The organism is Streptomyces sp. NBC_01465 (assembly GCF_036227325.1).
GTDB lineage: Bacteria > Actinomycetota > Actinomycetes > Streptomycetales > Streptomycetaceae > Streptomyces.
Map to the genome: position 1 here is coordinate 1,511,420 of NZ_CP109467.1, position 16,118 is coordinate 1,527,537.

Here is a 16,118-nt window from a genome sequence, read left to right on the forward strand (position 1 = left end):
GCTCGTGCGGAAGTTGGGGTGAGCGGGTGGGCCCCGTCGGGCAGTTCCGGCCGGACGGGGCCGTGACAGGTGCGGGCCCGGCAGGGCTGGGCAGGGCTGAGCAGGGCCCGCACCGGGAAGCGCGTCAGCGCAGTTTGCCCGCGCCCGCTTCGCGGTCCACCGTGCACGGGACGTTCTTCGCGCTGTCCACCTTCGTGCGCAGCGCCGGCACCCAGCCCGCGTCCCCGCCCAGCAGCGCCGTCGGGTTGGCGGTGTTGTACGCGGCCAGGACGTCCGTCGCCCTGCCGTTGACGTAGTTGCCCGCCGCCGTCAGGCCCGCGCCCTTCCACTTGTAGAGCACCCGGTCCGCGCCGATCCCCGCCGGCAGCGTGAAGGCGTTGGCCTCGGCGACGATCTGCGAGTTCACGCCGACGCCGATGCTGTACGTGTACTCCTGGTCGGCCGTCACCACGAAGTGGTTGTTGTACGTGTCGACCTGCCCGAAGCGCACCCGCGGCGCCCGCTCGGTGATCCCCTTGAAGAGGTTGTGGTGCAGGGTGACCTTGAGCTTGCCCGCGTCCGTGGCGCTCGCGCTGTCGCTGTTGCCGAAGAGCAGCGTCTTGTCGTGGTCGGTGAAGGCGTTCCACGACGCGGTGACGTAGTTCGCGCCCTTCACCACGTCGAGTTCGCCGTCGTGCTGCTGGTAGATCCGGCCGTAGTAGAACGGCTGCGCGCTGTCGGGGCGGCGGCCGTCGGTGAACGTGTTGTGGTCGATCCAGACGTGGGTGGATCCGTAGACGACGAGGTTGTCGTACTCGGAGTTCCAGTTGCCGGTGTCGCCGTCGGTGGGGTCCCACTGCGGGAAGCAGTCGAAGGCGTCCTCGAAGGTGAGGTTGCGGACGATGACGTTGTCGACGCCCTTGATCTGGAGGTCGCCGGAGAGGATCTTCGGGTTCTTGCCGATGCCGACGATGGTGGTGTTGGCGGGGACCTGGACCTGGACGCGGGCGCCCTGGGCGGCGGCCGAGGCGCGGCGCAGGCCCTCCTGGCTGGTGGCGGGCTCCTGGTCCAGGTTGGTGTCGTAGCCCCAGACGGCGGGGTCGTAGTCGGCGAGGTACTGGGTGAAGTCGTAGCCGGGGGCGGCATAGTCGGCGCAGGTCTGCTCGTTGCCGGCGTCGTCGGCGTTGAAGTCGAGCGTGCCCTTGACCTTGATGATCTTGGGAGCACTCCCCGCGTCCGCGAACGCGGCGATGAGTTCGGCGCGGGTCGAGACCGTGTAGACGTGGTCGCCCGTCGCAGTCGACCCACCGGTGGTGCCGGCGCCTTCCGCCGCCCAGCCGTCGTTCGCGGCGAGGACAGCGCGGGCCGGGTCGTGGTGAGGTGCGGCCTGGGCGGTGGCCGCCCCGGTCAGGGCGAGCACCAGAGCGGTGCAGCCGACGACGATTCCTGTGACGCGTCCATGACATGACTGTGTACGCACTGCGGCTCCTAGCTGAGTGAGTGAGGTGTACGGGAGGGTCCGGCGGCGATCGGGACAGGTCGCCGCCGCCGGACCCCGTTCATGGGGAGGGTCAGCTCTTGTTCTGCTGCTTCCACTCCGCCTGCGCCGTGTTCAGCTCATCGGCGATCTTGTCCAGGAACGCCTTCGCGGTGACCTTGCCGAGCAGCAGCTTCTGGAACTCCGGCTCGTTGTCGGCCTTGCTGATGTTGTTCCAGTCCGGCAGGTAGTACGGCAGCTGCACGATCTTCGTGGAGCCGTCCGTCAGCGCCGCCGCCGCGAGCTTGGTCGGCTCCACGCTCGTGATCCAGGAGTCCTTGGCCGCCTCGGTGTTGGCCGGGATCGCGCCCGCGGACTCGTTCCACTTGCTGTTCTCGGTGTGCGACGCGGCGAACTCGATGAACTTCCAGGCGGCCGTCTTGTTCTTGCTCGCCTTGAAGAGACCGAGCCCGTCGACCGGGTTGGAGACCTGGACCCGGGTGCCGCTGTCACCGATCGGGTTGGGGATGCCGGCGAACTTCCCCTTCAGCGCCTTCTCGTGGTCCTGGTACGAGCCGAGGTTGTGGCTCAGCATCCCGATCGTGCCCGTGTCCCACTGGGCGACCATCTTCGTGAAGTCGTTGTTGAGGTCGGCCGACGGCGTCGTCTTCTTGAAGAGGCCGACGTACTTCTCCAGCGCCGCCACGTTCTTCGGGTCGTTCAGCGTGGTCTTGTCACCGCTCCAGAAGTCGGTGATCCCCGACTGCCCGTACGAGGCGTCGATCGCCTGGGCGATCGATCCGGCGCCACCGCGGATGGTGTAGCCGAACTTGTTGTTCTTGGCGTCGGTGAGCTTCTCCGCCGCCGTGTAGAACTTCGCCCAGGTCGACGGGGCGTCCAGACCGGCCGCCGTGAAGAGATCGGTGCGGTACCAGAGCGTGCCGTTGTTCACCGAGGTCGGCACGGAGTACATCTCGTCGCCCTTGCCGCCGGCGGCCTTGACGCTGTCCACCGTCGCCGGGACCAGCTTGCCGTTCAGGCTGGAGCTCTTGATGCGGTCGCCGACCGGCTCCAGGGCGTTCTGGGCGACGATGTTGGCGAGGTACGCCGTACCGACACCGCCGACGTCCGGCAGCCCGCCGCCCGAGATCGCCGTGTCGTACTTCGACTGCACGTCGGCGATCGGGATCGGCACGTACTTGACCTTGATGTCCGGGTTCTTCTTCTCGAAGTCCTTGATGATCTCGGTCCAGATCTCCGTGCGGGGACCGCCGTTGTTGTCCCAGAAGGTGATCGTGCCCTTGCCGCTGCCCTCGTCACCGCCGCCGCTGCTGCCGTCGTCCCCGCAGGCGGTCGTGGTCAGGGCGAGAACCGCGGTCAGTGCGACCGCGCTCCCGAGGGACTTCGAGAACTTCGTCATGGTCGGCTCGTCTCTCTTGGTGTGATCCGGTAGGTGGTGAAGCTCGCGGTCCCGGCGGGCCCCGTGCCCTCGGGTGCGGTGGCGAAGAGGCCGAGCAGGGCTCCGACCCAGCGCCAGGGGGTGGCGGTGAAGACAAGTCCCGAGGGGCGGAAGCCGTCCCCGGTGTCTGCGGAGAAGCGGCAGCGGGCGCCCGGTGCGACGTCGATACGGAGCCGGGCGCTGCCCCTGGGGGCGGGGCGTGCGTGCGCGGCGTCCCGTTCGCGCTCGGCGACACCCTCGGCGTACCGGTGGACGAGCTGGACCCCGTCCTCGGTCCGCTCCAGGCCGATCCAGCTGAAGTCGTCGCCCAGGACGGCGAGCCCCGCCCTCGCCCCCAACTCCTCGCTGCCGAGGGTGAGTTCCACCTCGACCCGGAAGGATTCGGCGGGCAGCCGCTGGGTCAGGACGTGCGGCAACCGGCGCAGGTCGTGCGCGTACGGCGTCCGTACGCAGGTGAGCCGCAGCCCGTCCCCGCCGTGCGCGACCGTCCAGCCGGGCCTCGGGTTGGCGGTCCACTGCCACTGGCGTCCGTGGCGTCCGCCGGGGAACCCGTCGTCGGTCGCGGGCAACTCGACGGGCTGCGGGGGCAGTTCGGGCTTGCGGTGTACGAGCACGGGCTCGCCCGCGTCGCCCATCACCGGCCAGCCGCCCTCGGGCCAGCGCACGGGCTGCAGATGCAGCACCCGTCCGTAGGCGCCCTTCGCCTGGAAGTGCAGGAACCAGTCCTCGCCCGCCGGGGTGCTGACCAGGCCGCCCTGATGCGGCCCGTTGATCTCGGTGGACCCCTGCTCCAGGACGACCTTCTCCTCGTACGGGCCGAAGAAGTCGCGCGAGCGGAACGCGCCCTGCCAGCCCGTCTCGACGCTCCCCGCGGGGGCGAGGATCCAGAACCAGCCGTCGCGGAGGTACAGCTTGGGGCCCTCCAGGGTGAACCAGCCGGGCAGCAGGTCGCCGTCGACGATGACCTTGCCCTCGTCGAGGAGTTCGCGGCCGTCGGGCGACATGCGGTGCCCGGTGAGGCGGTTCTTCACCCCGGACCGCGAGCGGGCCCAGGCGTGCACCAGGTACGCCTCACCGCTCTCCTCGTCCCAGAGCGGGCACGCGTCGATCAGCCCCTTGCCCGGCTTCACGAGGTGCGGCGCACTCCAAGGGCCACGTACGTCACGGGAGTTGACCTGGTAGATCCCGTGGTCCGGGTCGCCCCAGAAGATCCAGAAGCGGCCGTCGTGGTGGCGGATCGACGGCGCCCAGACGCCGCAGTCGTGGCGCGGGGACGTGAAGGCCGATGCGGGCTCCAGGCGGTCCAGGGCGTGGCCGATCAGCGTCCAGTTGACCAGGTCGCGGGAGTGCAGGAGCGGCAGGCCGGGGACGCGGCCGAAGCTGGAGGCGGTGAGGTAGTAGTCGTCGCCGACGCGTACGACGTCGGGGTCGGACCAGTCGGCGTGCAGGATCGGGTTGCGGTACATGCCGTCGTCGCTCATGCGCTGACCGCCTTCCGCACCAGCGCGGCCGCAGCGTCGCGCTCCAGGCGGCCGTCGGCGACGACGGTCAGGATGCGCCGTACCAGCGTCTGCCCCGCGGCCACCGGCACCCGCTGGTCCCAGGCGAGGGACGAGCCGACCCCGGGGTACTCCTCGGTCCGTACGAACCAGGGGTCGCGCCGGGTCTCCTCGTTGGCCCCGGCGAAGACCAGCGTCCAGCCGTCGCCGGCCAGGGCGAGCCAGTCGGCCCTGCGGCCGTGGACCGCGTCCTCGCCGTCGCCGTCCGCGGTGAAGACGGCGGGCCGGCCGGCCTCCTTGGGGGCGCGCCAGAAGAAGCCGCCGTATCCGGCGCCGGGGCGGCCGTTGGTGGCCGGGGAGCCGATGGAGAGGTCCTCGCCGGTGGTGTTGGTCAGCGAGAAGGTGAAGTCCAGCACCCATGCGTGCGGGCCGAGTTGACCTGCGGCGACCGTACGGTGCTCGCGCAGCAGCTCACCCGTCCCTGCCGTCCACGCCAGTTCCTCGACGAAGCCGTCGGGGTCGCGGAGCTTCCAGCCGGTGTGGCGCTGGATGCCGTGGTTGTCGAGCTCGGTGGAGCCCTGCCCGCGGACGTAGGTGCGCCCGCCCCAGAAGTTGCGGCCCGCGACGTCGGGCACGGCGACCCCCGCGCCCAGGTGGTGGAGGTGGTCGCCGGGCATCTCCTCGGTGACGGCGACCCCGGCGAGCGTGGTGAGCGGATGGAGGTACGGGCGCGGGGAGAGCCGCGCTTCGAGTTCGGGCCGGTAGAGGTAGCGGCCGACGGGGCGGCCTGCGCAGCGCAGCAGGATCGCATCGCTCATGACGAGTGCACCTCGCTCGGGAGCGCCCAGGGGACGCCCAGTTCGGAGAAGAGGGTGAGGGTGTCGGCTCCGGCGGCGACCAGCCCGTCGATGCCGTGGACGGTGCGGCGGCGCACCCCGTTCGCGTCCGTGGACTCGCTCCACGCGTCGGCGGGGATCGCGGCCGGCTCGGGGGCGGTTCGAACCGTTTCGACGACCCGCATGAAGGCGCCCGTCAGGTCCGGGGTGACCAGGAGGTCGGCCTCGCCCGCGAGATGGGCGACGAGGTTCTCCAGGAGGTCGGTCCTGCCGTGGACGGACTCCTCGGGGCCCTGGCCGGCGCGCTGGACCAGGATCCGGTCGTCCTTGTACCAGAAGGTGATACGGCCGCGGGTGCCGTGGACGAGGAGGTACGGCTCGTCCGGTGCGGCGGCGCAGAGGGTGACGGAGATGACGACGGGGGTGCCGCGCCGGGTCGTGATCCGTACGCACGAGGTGTCGTCGGCCTCGATGTCGTTGGCCCGGAAGAGCTCGGCCTCGATGGTCCCGATGTCCTCGGCGCGTGAACTCCCGTCCAGGGCTAGGGCGGTGGCGACCGCGTGCGCGAGAGGGTTCGTCAGTACGCCGTCGACGACGTCCGTGCCGCCGATGCGCCGGCGGCCCGCCCAGGGGGCGCGGCGGAAGTACGCCTCGTCGCGCACCCAGGCTCCGGCGCCGCCGATGCCGGTGACCTCGCCGATCGCGCCCGTCGCGATGAGTTCCCGTACCGCTTCCAGGGCGTGCGAGCCCATCGACTGGAAGCCGATCTGGCAGTGGACGCCTGCCGCGCTCACACCGTCGGCCATCCGCCGGAACTCCGCGTAGGAGGGAGCGGGCGGCTTCTCCAGGAGGACGTGCACTCCGCGTTCGGCGGCGGTCAGGGCCAGGTCGGTGTGGGTGGGGATCGGGGTGCAGATGACGGCGATCCCGGCGCCCGTGGAGTCGAGGAGAGCGGCGAAGTCCGGGGACTGCTCGGGGGTGCCGAAGCCCTCCAGCTCCTTGTCGGTGAGCGGCTTCAGCTCGCAGACTCCGGCGAGGGTGACCAGGCCGGTGGCCTGCAGGCGGCGGATGTTCTCCAGATGCCAGCGGCCGTGGCCGCGGGCGCCCGCGAGGACGACGGGTATCGCGCTCATCCCTTCACCGCCCCTGCGCTGAAGCCGGTGACCAGCCACTTCTGGATGAAGGCGAAGACGATCACGACGGGTACGGCCGCGATGACACCGCCTGCCGCGAGGGCGCCCAGGTCGACGCTGTCCGCGCCGATGAGCGTGTTGAGGCCGACGGGGATCGTCTGCTTGTCCTGCTCGCTGAGGAACATCAGGGCGAAGAGGAAGTGGTTCCAGCTGTGCACGAAGGCGAAGGAGCCGACCGCGATCAGTCCGGGGCGCAGCAGCGGGAGCACCACGGCGCAGAAGGCGCGGAAGCGTCCGCAGCCGTCTACCCAGGCGGCCTCTTCGAGGGAGACCGGCACGTTCTTGATGAAGCCGCTGATCAGGATGATGGAGAGCGGCAGCTGGAAGACGGTCTCCGCGATGATCACGCTCACCAGGGAGTTGATCAGCTGGAGGTTCTTGAAGATCTCGAAGAGCGGGACCAGCATCAGCGCGCCCGGGATGAACTGCGAGCAGAGCAGGGCCAGCATGAAGCCGCCCTTGATACGGAAGTTGAAGCGCGCCAGCGCGTATCCGCCGGCCAGTGCGACCGCCGTGGTCGCCACCAGGGTGGCGACGCCGACGATCATGCTGTTCTGGAAGAAGGTCGCGAAGCTGCGTTCGTTCCAGACCTTGTCGAAGTGGTCGAAGGTCATCGGCCAGGGGACCAGCGAGGTCGATCCGGCCGGGCGGACGGCGAAGAGCAGCATCCAGTAGAACGGGATGAGCGTGAAGAGCAGATACAGCCCGAGCGGGAGGTAGATCTGCCAGCGCGGTACGTCGTCGAAGGCGCGCTCGCGCTTCGTGCGGCGTACGGGGGCGGGCGGCCCGGGGGCGTCGGACACGGGGGTGTCCGTGCGCTTCTCGGCGAGTGCGGCGGTCACTTTTCGCCTCCGAACTTGCTCAGGCGGAGATAGACGATCGAGCAGAAGAGGAGGATCACGAAGGCGACGGTGGTCAGCGCGGAGGCGTAACCGAAGTCGTGCCCTTCGATCCCGGTGTTGGCGACATAGAGCGGGAGGGTCGTGGTCTCGCCCGCGGGGCCGCCGCCGGTGAGGGTGTAGAGGAGGTCGACGTTGTTGAACTCCCAGACGCCGCGCAGCAGGGTCGCCAGGATGATGGCGTCCTTGAGGTGCGGCAGCGTGATGTGGAAGAACTGGCGCAGCCTGCCCGCCCCGTCGACGGACGCCGCCTCGTACAGCTCCTTGGAGACGGACTGCAGGTCGGCGAGGATGAGGATCGCGAAGAAGGGGACTCCGCGCCAGAGTTCGGCGACGGTCGCGGCCCAGAAGACGGTACCGGTGTCGGAGAGCACGGAGGTTCCGTACGAGCCGATGCCGGCGTCCGCGAGGTAACGGCTGAAGCCCGTCGAGGAGTTGTAGAGCAGGATCCAGATGGTGGAGGTCAGCACCCCGGAGACGGCCCACGGCGAGAAGACCATCGCGCGGGAGATGCCGCGGCCGATGAACGTCTGGTTGACGATGAGCGCGAGCCCGAGGCCGAGGGCGAGCTGCAGGGCGATCTGGGTGATGACCCACTGCCCGCTGAAGGCGAGCGTCGTCCAGAACTGGTCGTCCTCGGTGAAGATCCGCTTGAAGTTGTCGAGGCCCGCGAATCCGTTCCGCCAGGGCTTGGTGACGTTGTAGTTCTGGAGGCTGTAGTAGAAGACGCTGATCACGGGGTACGCGATGAAGCCCAGCATCAGCAGGCCTGCGGGCGCGATCAGCAGATACGGGAGGCGGCGCGGCGTCGCGCTCCGGCGCCGGGGCGGCTTCTTGGGTGTGGCCACGGCTGCGGCTTGTGCCATGACTCTTCTCCGTTCTCTGTTGATTCTGCGTATCTGCTGTGCAAGCGCTTTCCAGATACCGATCGGAACTGCGGACGAACAAAGTGCGGGGGTTGCGTCAGCCCGCGTACGGGTCCGCGACCTCTCCCGGCCTGGCCAGGAACTCGAAGTCGCAGCCGGTGTCGGCCTGCGTGATCTGCTCGTTGTAGAGGGCGCCGTAGCCGCGCTCGAAGCGGGTGGGCGGCGGGGTCCAGGCGGCGCGGCGCTCCGCCAACTCCTCGTCGGTGACGTCGAGATGGAGGGTGCGGGCCTCGACGTCGAGGGTGATGCGGTCTCCGGTGCGGACGAGGGCGAGGGGCCCTCCGACGTACGACTCGGGGGCGATGTGCAGGACGCAGGCGCCGTAGCTCGTGCCGCTCATCCGGGCGTCGGAGATCCGCACCATGTCACGGACGCCCTGCTTGAGGAGGTGGTCGGGGATGGGGAGCATGCCGTACTCGGGCATGCCGGGGCCGCCCTTGGGGCCGGCGTTGCGCAGCACCAGGACGTGCTCGGCGGTGATGCCCAACTCTGGGTCGTTGATGGTGCGTTGCATGGTCCTGTAGTCGTCGAAGACGACCGCGGGACCGGTGTGCTTGAGCAGGTGCGGCTCGGCGGCGATGTGCTTGATGACGGCGCCGTCGGGGCAGAGGTTGCCGCGCAGGACGGCGACGCCGCCCTCGTCGGCGAGGGGGTTGCTGCGGGGGCGGATGACGTCCGGGTTGTGGACCTGGGCGCCGTCGAGCTGCTCGCGCATCGTGCCGTACGAGACGGTGGGGCGGTCGAGGTGGAGCGTCTCCTCCCCCAACTCGGCCAGGAACGCCGGGAGTCCGCCCGCGAAGTGGAAGTCCTCCATCAGATACCGGCCGCCGGGGCGGAGGTTGGCGAGGACCGGGACGGTGCGGGCGATGCGGTCGAAGTCGTCGAGGGTGAGGGTGACTCCGGAGCGGCCCGCCATCGCGATGAGGTGGATGACGGCGTTGGTGGAGCCGCCCAGCGCCAGAACGGTGGCGACGGCGTCCTCGTACGCCTCGGGGGTGAGCAGCTTCGACAGCTTGAGGTCGTTCCACACCATGTCGACGATCCGCAGTCCGGAGGCGGCGGCCATCCGGTCGTGTCCCGAGTCGACGGCGGGGATGGAGGAGGCGCCGGGGACGGTGACGCCGAGCGCTTCGGCAGCGGCGGTGAGCGTGGAGGCGGTGCCCATCGTCATGCAGTGGCCGGGCGAGCGGGCGAGCCCGTTCTCCAGCTCGGCCATCTCGCAGTCGCCGATGAGTCCGGCGCGCTTGTCGTCCCAGTACTTCCACATGTCGGTGCCGGAGCCCAGGACTTCATTGCGCCAGTGACCGGGCAGCATGGGGCCGGCCGGCACGAAGACAGTCGGCAGGTCGACGGTGGCGGCGCCCATGAGGAGGGCGGGGGTGGACTTGTCGCAGCCGCCCATCAGGACCGCGCCGTCGACGGGGTAGGAGCGCAGGAGCTCTTCGGTCTCCATGGCGAGGAGGTTCCGGTAGAGCATCGGGGTCGGCTTCTGGAAGGTCTCGGAGAGCGTGGAGACCGGGAATTCGAGCGGGAAACCGCCGGCCTGCCAGACTCCGCGCTTGACCGCCTGGGCGCGGTCGCGGAGGTGGACGTGACACGGGTTGATGTCACTCCACGTGTTGAGGATCGCGATGACGGGCTTGCCCAGGTGCTCCTCGGGCAGGTAGCCGAGCTGGCGGGTGCGGGCGCGGTGGCTGAAGGAGCGCAGGCCGTCCGTGCCGTACCACTGGTGGCTGCGGAGCTGCTCGGGGGTTCTGCGGGCGGTCATATCCCCCACCCCGCAGCGATCTCCGCGACCTCGGCGCGCTGCGACTCGGGCAGCTGCTTGCTCGGCGGGCGTACGTCGCGGCGGCACAGGCCGAGCGAGGCGAGGGCCTCCTTGACGACGGTGACATTGTTGGCGGAGCCGTTGGCGCCGCGCAGTTCCTCGAAGCGGCGGATCTGCTCCCAGACCTTCATGGCGGCCGGGTAGTCGCCCGATCGAAGCGCTTCGATCATATTCAGCGAAACGGAGGGCGCGACGTTCACGAGCCCGGAGGTGAAGCCGGTGGCGCCCGCGGAGAAGTAGGAGGGCGCGTACGGCTCGGCGAGCCCGGCGACCCACACGAAGCGCTCGAGTCCGGCGTCGCGTGCGAAGGCGGCGAAGCGGGCGGCGTCGGGGACCGCGTACTTGACGCCGATGACGTTGGGGCAGGCGTCGGCGAGTTCGGCCAGGCGCGCACCGGGAAGCTGCGGGTTGCGGATGTACGGGACGACGCCGAGGCCGGGGACGGCCTCCGCGATGGCACGGTGGTAGTCGACCCAGCCGCCGTCCGAGACGTACGGGTGGACGGGCTGGTGCACCATCACCATCTGCGCGCCGGCGTCGCGGGCGTGCTCGGCGGCGGCGATCGCGGTGGGCACGTCGTGTCCGACACCGACCAGGATGACCGCGCGGTCGCCCGCCTCGTCGATGGTCAACTCGGTGACGGTGCGCCGCTCTTCGGGGGTCAGCGCGTAGAACTCACCGGTGTTGCCGTTGGGCGTCAGGGTCCGCACCCCGCCGTCGAGGAGCCTTCTGAGCAGCGCCCGGTGGGCGGCTTCGTCGATCGACCCGTCCGGGTCGAACGGCGTCACCGGGATCGCCACGACGTCTGCGAGGGCCGCCTTCAGCGGTGAGGAGTCCATGCGGACCGACCTTTCATCGAAGTGCTGGTGGTTCATGCCTCGGCGCCCTCTTCGGGGAAGGCCCGCCGGACGAACGAGGCGATGTGTTCGTGCAGCGCACGGCCCGCGCCGTCCGCGTCACCGTCGAGCGCGAGCCGCAGGATCTCCCGGTGCTCGGCCGCCTCGCGCTCCCACGAGGGGATCGCGGACCAGGCGACGGTGGACACCAGGGCGGCCTGGTCGCGTACTTCGTCGAGCATCCGGGCCAGGAGCGGGTTTCCGCAGGGGAGGTAGAGCGCCCGGTGGAAGTCGCGGTTGGCGAGGGACCGGTCCGCCTTGTCCTCGGCGGTGTCGGAGCGCGACAGCGCCTCCTGCGCGGCTTCGAGGGAGGCCTTGCGGGTGATGGAGCGGCGCAGCGCCTCGGGTTCGAGGAGCAGCCGTACGTCGTAGACCTCGCGCGCCATCTCGGCGTCGACCATGCGCACGGTGACGCCCTTGTACTGGCTCATCACCACGAGCCCGGTCCCCGCCAGGGTCTTCAGCGCCTCCCGCACGGGGGTCTTGGAGACCCCGAACTGGGCGGCGAGCTCGGTCTCGACGAGGGCCTGCCCCGGCACCAGTTGCGCGGTGAGGATCGCGTGCTTGATCGCATCCTGCACGTACTGGGTCCGTGAGGGGATCGGACTCGGGGCAAAGGTCATCAGCGCTCTCAGATCTGGCGTATCGCGTCTCATATATGACGTACGAAGTACGACGCGTTGAAGCTAAGGCCGTGGTTTTGTTTCGTCAACGCTTCCGGCAGAAGAACTTCCCGGCGCGGCAGGCCAGTTGTCACCCGAAGGGCAGGATGTCCCCTTCGCGGGCGGTGACGGTGGGCCCGCCGAAGGACCGGCGGGCACGCTCCGTGGCCGCCTCGCGGGTGAGGGTGGGGCCGACGTGGGTGACGACGAGGCGGCCCACTGCGGCGGTACGGGCGAGGGCGCCGGCGTCCTCGGGGGTGAGATGGACCTGGGGTTCTTCGCCCGGGTGCCGGTCGATGTCGGCCTCGCAGAGCAACAGGTCGGCGCGGTGGGCCAGTTCGGCGAGTGCGGCGCAGGGGCCACTGTCGCCGGAGTACGCGAGGACCGCGCCCTCGTACTCGGCGCGCAGGGCGTACGCCTCGGTGTCGTGCGTGACGGCGCGGCTGATGAGACGGAGGCCGCCGATCTTCGCCTCGTGGCCGTCGTGCAGGTCGCGGAAGTCCAGGATCCCGGCCAGGAATCCGGGGTCCGGGCGGCCGAAGAACGCGGCCAGGCGCTGGGCGCACCCGGGCGGCGCGTAGACCGGTACGGGCGCGGGCGGGGTGAGGCCGCCGTAGGCCAGTCCGTACACCGCGCTCAGCAGGTCGGCGCAGTGGTCGGCGTGCAGATGCGAGATCCAGATCGCGTCGAGCCGCGCCGGGTCGGCGTACCACTGCAGCTCGGCGAAGGTCCCGGGCCCCGCGTCCACCCACACCCGTGCCCCGCCCCCGCTCAGCAGATAGCCGGAGCAGGGGCGGCCGGGGGCGGGGTGCGGGGACGCGGTCCCGAGGACGGTGAGGGTGTACGACATGGGCGGGACGCTACGCGGCGGGGCCCACCTTCGGCACGCTCGCCAGCAGGAGTTGGGTGTAGGCGTGCTGCGGGTCGTCGAAGAGTTCGTCGCGGGTGCGGTGCTCCACGATCCTGCCCTCCGACATCACCGCCACCTCGTCGCTGACGTGCCGCACCACCGCGAGGTCGTGCGAGATGAAGAGCATCGTCAGGCCCATGTCGCGGCGCAGTCCGTCCAGTACGCCGAGGACTTCGGCCTGCACCGAGCAGTCGAGCGCGGACGTGACCTCGTCCGCGATGATCAGCTCCGGCTCGACGGCGAGCGCTCTGGCGATCGCGATGCGCTGGCGCTGACCGCCCGAGAAGGCAGCCGGGTAGCGGTCGGCGGCAGCGGGGTCGAGGGCGACCTTCGCCAGCAACTCCCCCACCCGCTCCCGATGTTCGGCGAGTCTGCCGCGGCGCGGGTCGATCGCCTCCGCGATCGCGTCGCCCACCGTCATACGCGGATTGAGCGAGGCGTACGGGTCCTGCGGGATCAGCTGGACCCTGCGGCGCAGGGCGTGCAGTTCCGCCTTCCGTACGAGGGTCAGGTCCCGGCCGTCGAGCAGGATCCGGCCGCCGTGCGGGCGCACCAGACCCACCACGGCCTTCGCCACCGTCGACTTGCCCGACCCCGACTCGCCGACGAGGCCGAGCGTACGGCCGGCCGACAGGTCGAAGCTCACCTCGTGGAGGACGTGACGGCGCCCCGACCCATGGCCGAAGGAGACGTCGAGGCGCTCGATGCGCAGTACCGGCTCAGGCATGTACGGGCTCCCAGTCGAGTGCGTGGCAGGCGACGCGCGGCCCCTCGGTCCGCAGCAGCGGCCGCTCCTCCGTGCACTGGGCGCGGGCGAGCGGGCAGCGCGGTGCGAAGGTGCAGCCGGTCGGGCGTTCCGCCGGCTGGGGCGGGCGGCCGGGGATCGCGGCCAGGGGGCGGTCGCTGTCGATCGCCGGCGTGGCCGCCAACAGGGCGCGGGTGTAAGGGTGTTGGGCCCGTCCCTCCCGGAGGTCCGCCACCGAGAGTTCCTCGGCGAGGCGGCCCGCGTACATCACCAGGACGCGGTCGCAGACCGTCGAGACGACGCCGATGTCGTGCGAGATGAGGAGGATGGAGAGGCCGTCGCGCTCGTTGGCCTCCTTGATGAGTCCGAGCACTTCCTTCTGGACCGTGACGTCGAGCGCGGTGGTCGGTTCGTCCGCGATGATCAGCTGCGGCCGGGTGAGCAGCGCGGCGGCGATCATGGCGCGCTGGCGCATACCGCCCGACAGTTCGTGCGGATGCTGCTTCATGCGCTGCTCGGGCACGGTGAGCCGGGCGAGCCTGAGCTGCTCGACCGCCCGTCGGTCGGCCTCCTTGCGGGGGACGCCTTCGTGCACGCGCAGCACTTCGGTGAGCTGGCTGCCGATCTTCAGCGTCGGGTTGAAGGAGGCGGAGGGGTCCTGGTAGACGATCCCGATCTCCCGTGCCAGACGGGCGGGTTCGGGCTCTCCGGTGAGGTCCAGATCGCCGACGCGCAGTGCGGCCGCGTCCGCCGTGAGGCCGTCGGGGAGCAGCTTGGCGAAGGACATCGCGGTGAGGCTCTTGCCGGATCCGGACTCGCCGACGATGCCGACGATCTCGCCGCGGCCGACGTGGAGGGAGACGTCGTCGACGAGGACGGTGCCGTCCGGGAGGGAGACGGTGAGCTCGCGCGCTTCGGCGAAGGCGTCCGGGGCTGCGCTCCTCGTGTCCGTACGGCTCAACACCTCGCGCATCCGGGCCCGTTCGCTCCTCGGCCGGTACGTCTGCCCGGGCTGGGCGGCCGCCGCGAGGCCGTCGCCGATGAGCCCGCCCGCGAGTCCCGCGACGACGATCGCCGCAGCGGGGCCGAGTGCCGGGGCCGGGTTCACGTAGATGCCTTCCAGCCCGGTGAAGAGCAGTCGCCCCCAGTCGAAGTCCGCGCCGAGCCCGAGGAACGAGAGCCCCGACAGCGCCTTGAGCGAGGCGGTGAACGCCACCGAGAGCAGGACCAGCAGAGGTTCCGCGATGTTCGGCAGGAGGTGGCGGCGAAGGAGCCGCAGCGGCGAGACGCCCAACAGCCGTGCTGTGGCGACGAAGTCGCGGCCCGCGACCGAGGCGGCGAGGTTGGTGGTGAGGCGGGCGAAGGCCGGGCAGGTCGCCAGGCCGATCGCGGCCACCGAGGTGACGGAGCCCGGGCCAAGGACGGCCGCCACGATCAGGGCGAAGATGACGCTGGGGTAGGAGATCATCACGTCGATGAGCCGCTGGCCCAGTTCTCGCGTACGGGGTCCCGCCACCCAGATCACCGCGCCGAGCCCGATGCCGCCCACCGCGGCGACCGCGGTGGCCGCCAGGGTCATGACGAGGGTGGGCCGGGTCGCCGCCATGGTCCGTGCGAAGACATCACGGCCCAGCGCGTCCGTACCGAACCAGTGTGCCGCGGACGCCGGTTGATGCGCGTTGCCGGTGAGGGTGTCCGCCGCATCGCCCCAGATGAAGGGCCCCACCACGGCGAGCAGCAGCAGCGCGCCGAGCATGACGATTCCGGCGAGGAGCGCCGGTGACCTCAGGGTGCGCCTCATGCCGGACCCGTCCTTCCGGTCAGGGTCCGCGGGTCCAGCAGACCCAGGACGATGTCGACAAGGAGATTGAGCACGGTGGCGAGCAGCCCGAGGAGAAGGACGATGCCCTGGACGACCGGGTAGTCGCGGGCAGTGATCGCGTTCACGACACCGGTCCCGAGTCCCGGCCAGGCGAAGACGATCTCGACGATCACCGTTCCGCCGAGCAGCCCGGAGAGGATGAGCCCGCCGAGGGTGAGCGTGCTGGTGAGCAGGTTGGGCAGCGCGTGGCGTGAGTACAGCCGCACCGCACGCAGCCGGTGTCCGCGCGCGGTGCGCAGATAGTCCTGGGTGAGTACGGTCGCGGTCTCCCTGCGCACGATGCGCGCGAGGGTGCAGACGGGCCCGACGCTGACGGCGAGCACCGGCAGCACCATCGCGGAGAGCGAGGCGGCCCCGGCGGCCGGAAGTACGCCCCAGGTGACGGCGAAGACGAGTACGAGCACGGTCGCGAGGACGTACTCCGGCACGGCCCCGGCGACCGCGGTGACGGCGGTGAAGCAGGAGTCCAGCCAGCGCCGCCGCCCGCCGCGGCAGGCGACTGCGACCGCCATGCCCAGCGGCACGCTGACCAGCAGGACGACGACCATCGCGATGAGCGCGAGCTGCGCGGTGAACGGCAGCCGGTCGCCGATGAGTTGGCTCACCGGCCGGCCGGCCGCGAAGGACGTCCCGAGGTCGCCGTGCAGCAGCCCGCCGACGTACGACGTGAACTGCTCCCACAGCGTCCGGTCGAGCCCGAGGCCGTGCCGTACCTGCTCGATCTGCTCGGCCGTGGCGCCCGATCCGGCCACCTGCCGGGCCGGGTCTCCGGGTACGAGCTGGATCATCAGAAAGGTGCCGACGACCAGCGTGACGAGCACACCGGCCAGGCCGACGAGCCTGCGCACGAGGAACCCCGTCCAGGGCGAACGGGCCTTCCCCTGCGCCACCTTGACAGCGGGTGTCACCCGCACGGCCTGGCTCATC

The 16,118-nt window shown here is 70.6% G+C and carries 14 protein-coding genes; all 14 read right to left on the reverse strand.

Annotation, left to right across the window (positions count from 1 at the left end; all coding sequences use genetic code 11):
* Positions 1-124: 124 nt before the first annotated feature.
* The 14 genes from OG707_RS06860 to OG707_RS06925 all read right to left on the reverse strand — a co-directional run bounded on the left by OG707_RS06860 (position 125) and on the right by OG707_RS06925 (position 16,117).
* Positions 125-1,459, reverse strand: coding sequence for a pectate lyase family protein (locus OG707_RS06860; RefSeq protein ID WP_329115431.1), 1,335 nt, complete (start codon positions 1,457-1,459; stop codon positions 125-127).
* Between the two features lie 91 nt (positions 1,460-1,550).
* Complete coding sequence (locus OG707_RS06865) at positions 1,551-2,876, reverse strand: ABC transporter substrate-binding protein (RefSeq protein WP_329115433.1); 1,326 nt, start codon at positions 2,874-2,876, stop codon at positions 1,551-1,553.
* Positions 2,873-4,396: a glycoside hydrolase family 43 protein gene (locus OG707_RS06870; RefSeq protein WP_329115435.1), complete on the reverse strand. Its 1,524-nt coding sequence runs from the start codon at positions 4,394-4,396 to the stop codon at positions 2,873-2,875. The genes OG707_RS06865 and OG707_RS06870 overlap by 4 nt, the downstream gene beginning before the upstream one ends.
* Positions 4,393-5,232 carry a PmoA family protein gene (locus OG707_RS06875; RefSeq protein ID WP_329115437.1) on the reverse strand — a complete coding sequence of 280 codons (840 nt, stop codon included), beginning with the start codon at positions 5,230-5,232 and terminating at the stop codon, positions 4,393-4,395. Before OG707_RS06875 ends, OG707_RS06870 begins: the two co-directional genes overlap by 4 nt.
* On the reverse strand, positions 5,229-6,383 hold the full coding sequence (locus OG707_RS06880) for a Gfo/Idh/MocA family protein (protein WP_329115439.1): 1,155 nt from the start codon (positions 6,381-6,383) through the stop codon (positions 5,229-5,231). Before OG707_RS06880 ends, OG707_RS06875 begins: the two co-directional genes overlap by 4 nt.
* Positions 6,380-7,285 (reverse strand): carbohydrate ABC transporter permease, encoded by a 906-nt coding sequence (locus tag OG707_RS06885; protein WP_329115441.1) that lies wholly within the window; start codon positions 7,283-7,285, stop codon positions 6,380-6,382. The genes OG707_RS06880 and OG707_RS06885 overlap by 4 nt, the downstream gene beginning before the upstream one ends.
* On the reverse strand, positions 7,282-8,208 hold the full coding sequence (locus tag OG707_RS06890) for a carbohydrate ABC transporter permease (RefSeq protein ID WP_329115443.1): 927 nt from the start codon (positions 8,206-8,208) through the stop codon (positions 7,282-7,284). Before OG707_RS06890 ends, OG707_RS06885 begins: the two co-directional genes overlap by 4 nt.
* 97 nt (positions 8,209-8,305) lie before the next feature.
* Positions 8,306-10,036: an L-arabinonate dehydratase gene (gene araD, locus OG707_RS06895; RefSeq protein WP_329115445.1), complete on the reverse strand. Its 1,731-nt coding sequence runs from the start codon at positions 10,034-10,036 to the stop codon at positions 8,306-8,308.
* Positions 10,033-10,935, reverse strand: coding sequence for a dihydrodipicolinate synthase family protein (locus OG707_RS06900; protein WP_329115447.1), 903 nt, complete (start codon positions 10,933-10,935; stop codon positions 10,033-10,035). Before OG707_RS06900 ends, araD begins: the two co-directional genes overlap by 4 nt.
* Positions 10,936-10,967: 32 nt before the next feature.
* Complete coding sequence (locus tag OG707_RS06905; protein WP_329115450.1) at positions 10,968-11,615, reverse strand: GntR family transcriptional regulator; 648 nt, start codon at positions 11,613-11,615, stop codon at positions 10,968-10,970.
* Positions 11,616-11,745: 130 nt separating this feature from the next.
* Positions 11,746-12,504, reverse strand: coding sequence for an MBL fold metallo-hydrolase (locus tag OG707_RS06910; protein WP_329115452.1), 759 nt, complete (start codon positions 12,502-12,504; stop codon positions 11,746-11,748).
* A gap of 10 nt (positions 12,505-12,514) precedes the next feature.
* A complete protein-coding gene (locus OG707_RS06915; protein ID WP_329115454.1) occupies positions 12,515-13,291 on the reverse strand; it encodes an ATP-binding cassette domain-containing protein in 777 nt (258 codons plus the stop codon).
* On the reverse strand, positions 13,284-15,110 hold the full coding sequence (locus OG707_RS06920) for a dipeptide/oligopeptide/nickel ABC transporter permease/ATP-binding protein (protein WP_329115455.1): 1,827 nt from the start codon (positions 15,108-15,110) through the stop codon (positions 13,284-13,286). Before OG707_RS06920 ends, OG707_RS06915 begins: the two co-directional genes overlap by 8 nt.
* Positions 15,107-16,117: an ABC transporter permease gene (locus OG707_RS06925; RefSeq protein ID WP_329115456.1), complete on the reverse strand. Its 1,011-nt coding sequence runs from the start codon at positions 16,115-16,117 to the stop codon at positions 15,107-15,109. The genes OG707_RS06920 and OG707_RS06925 overlap by 4 nt, the downstream gene beginning before the upstream one ends.
* Position 16,118: the final 1 nt, after the last annotated feature.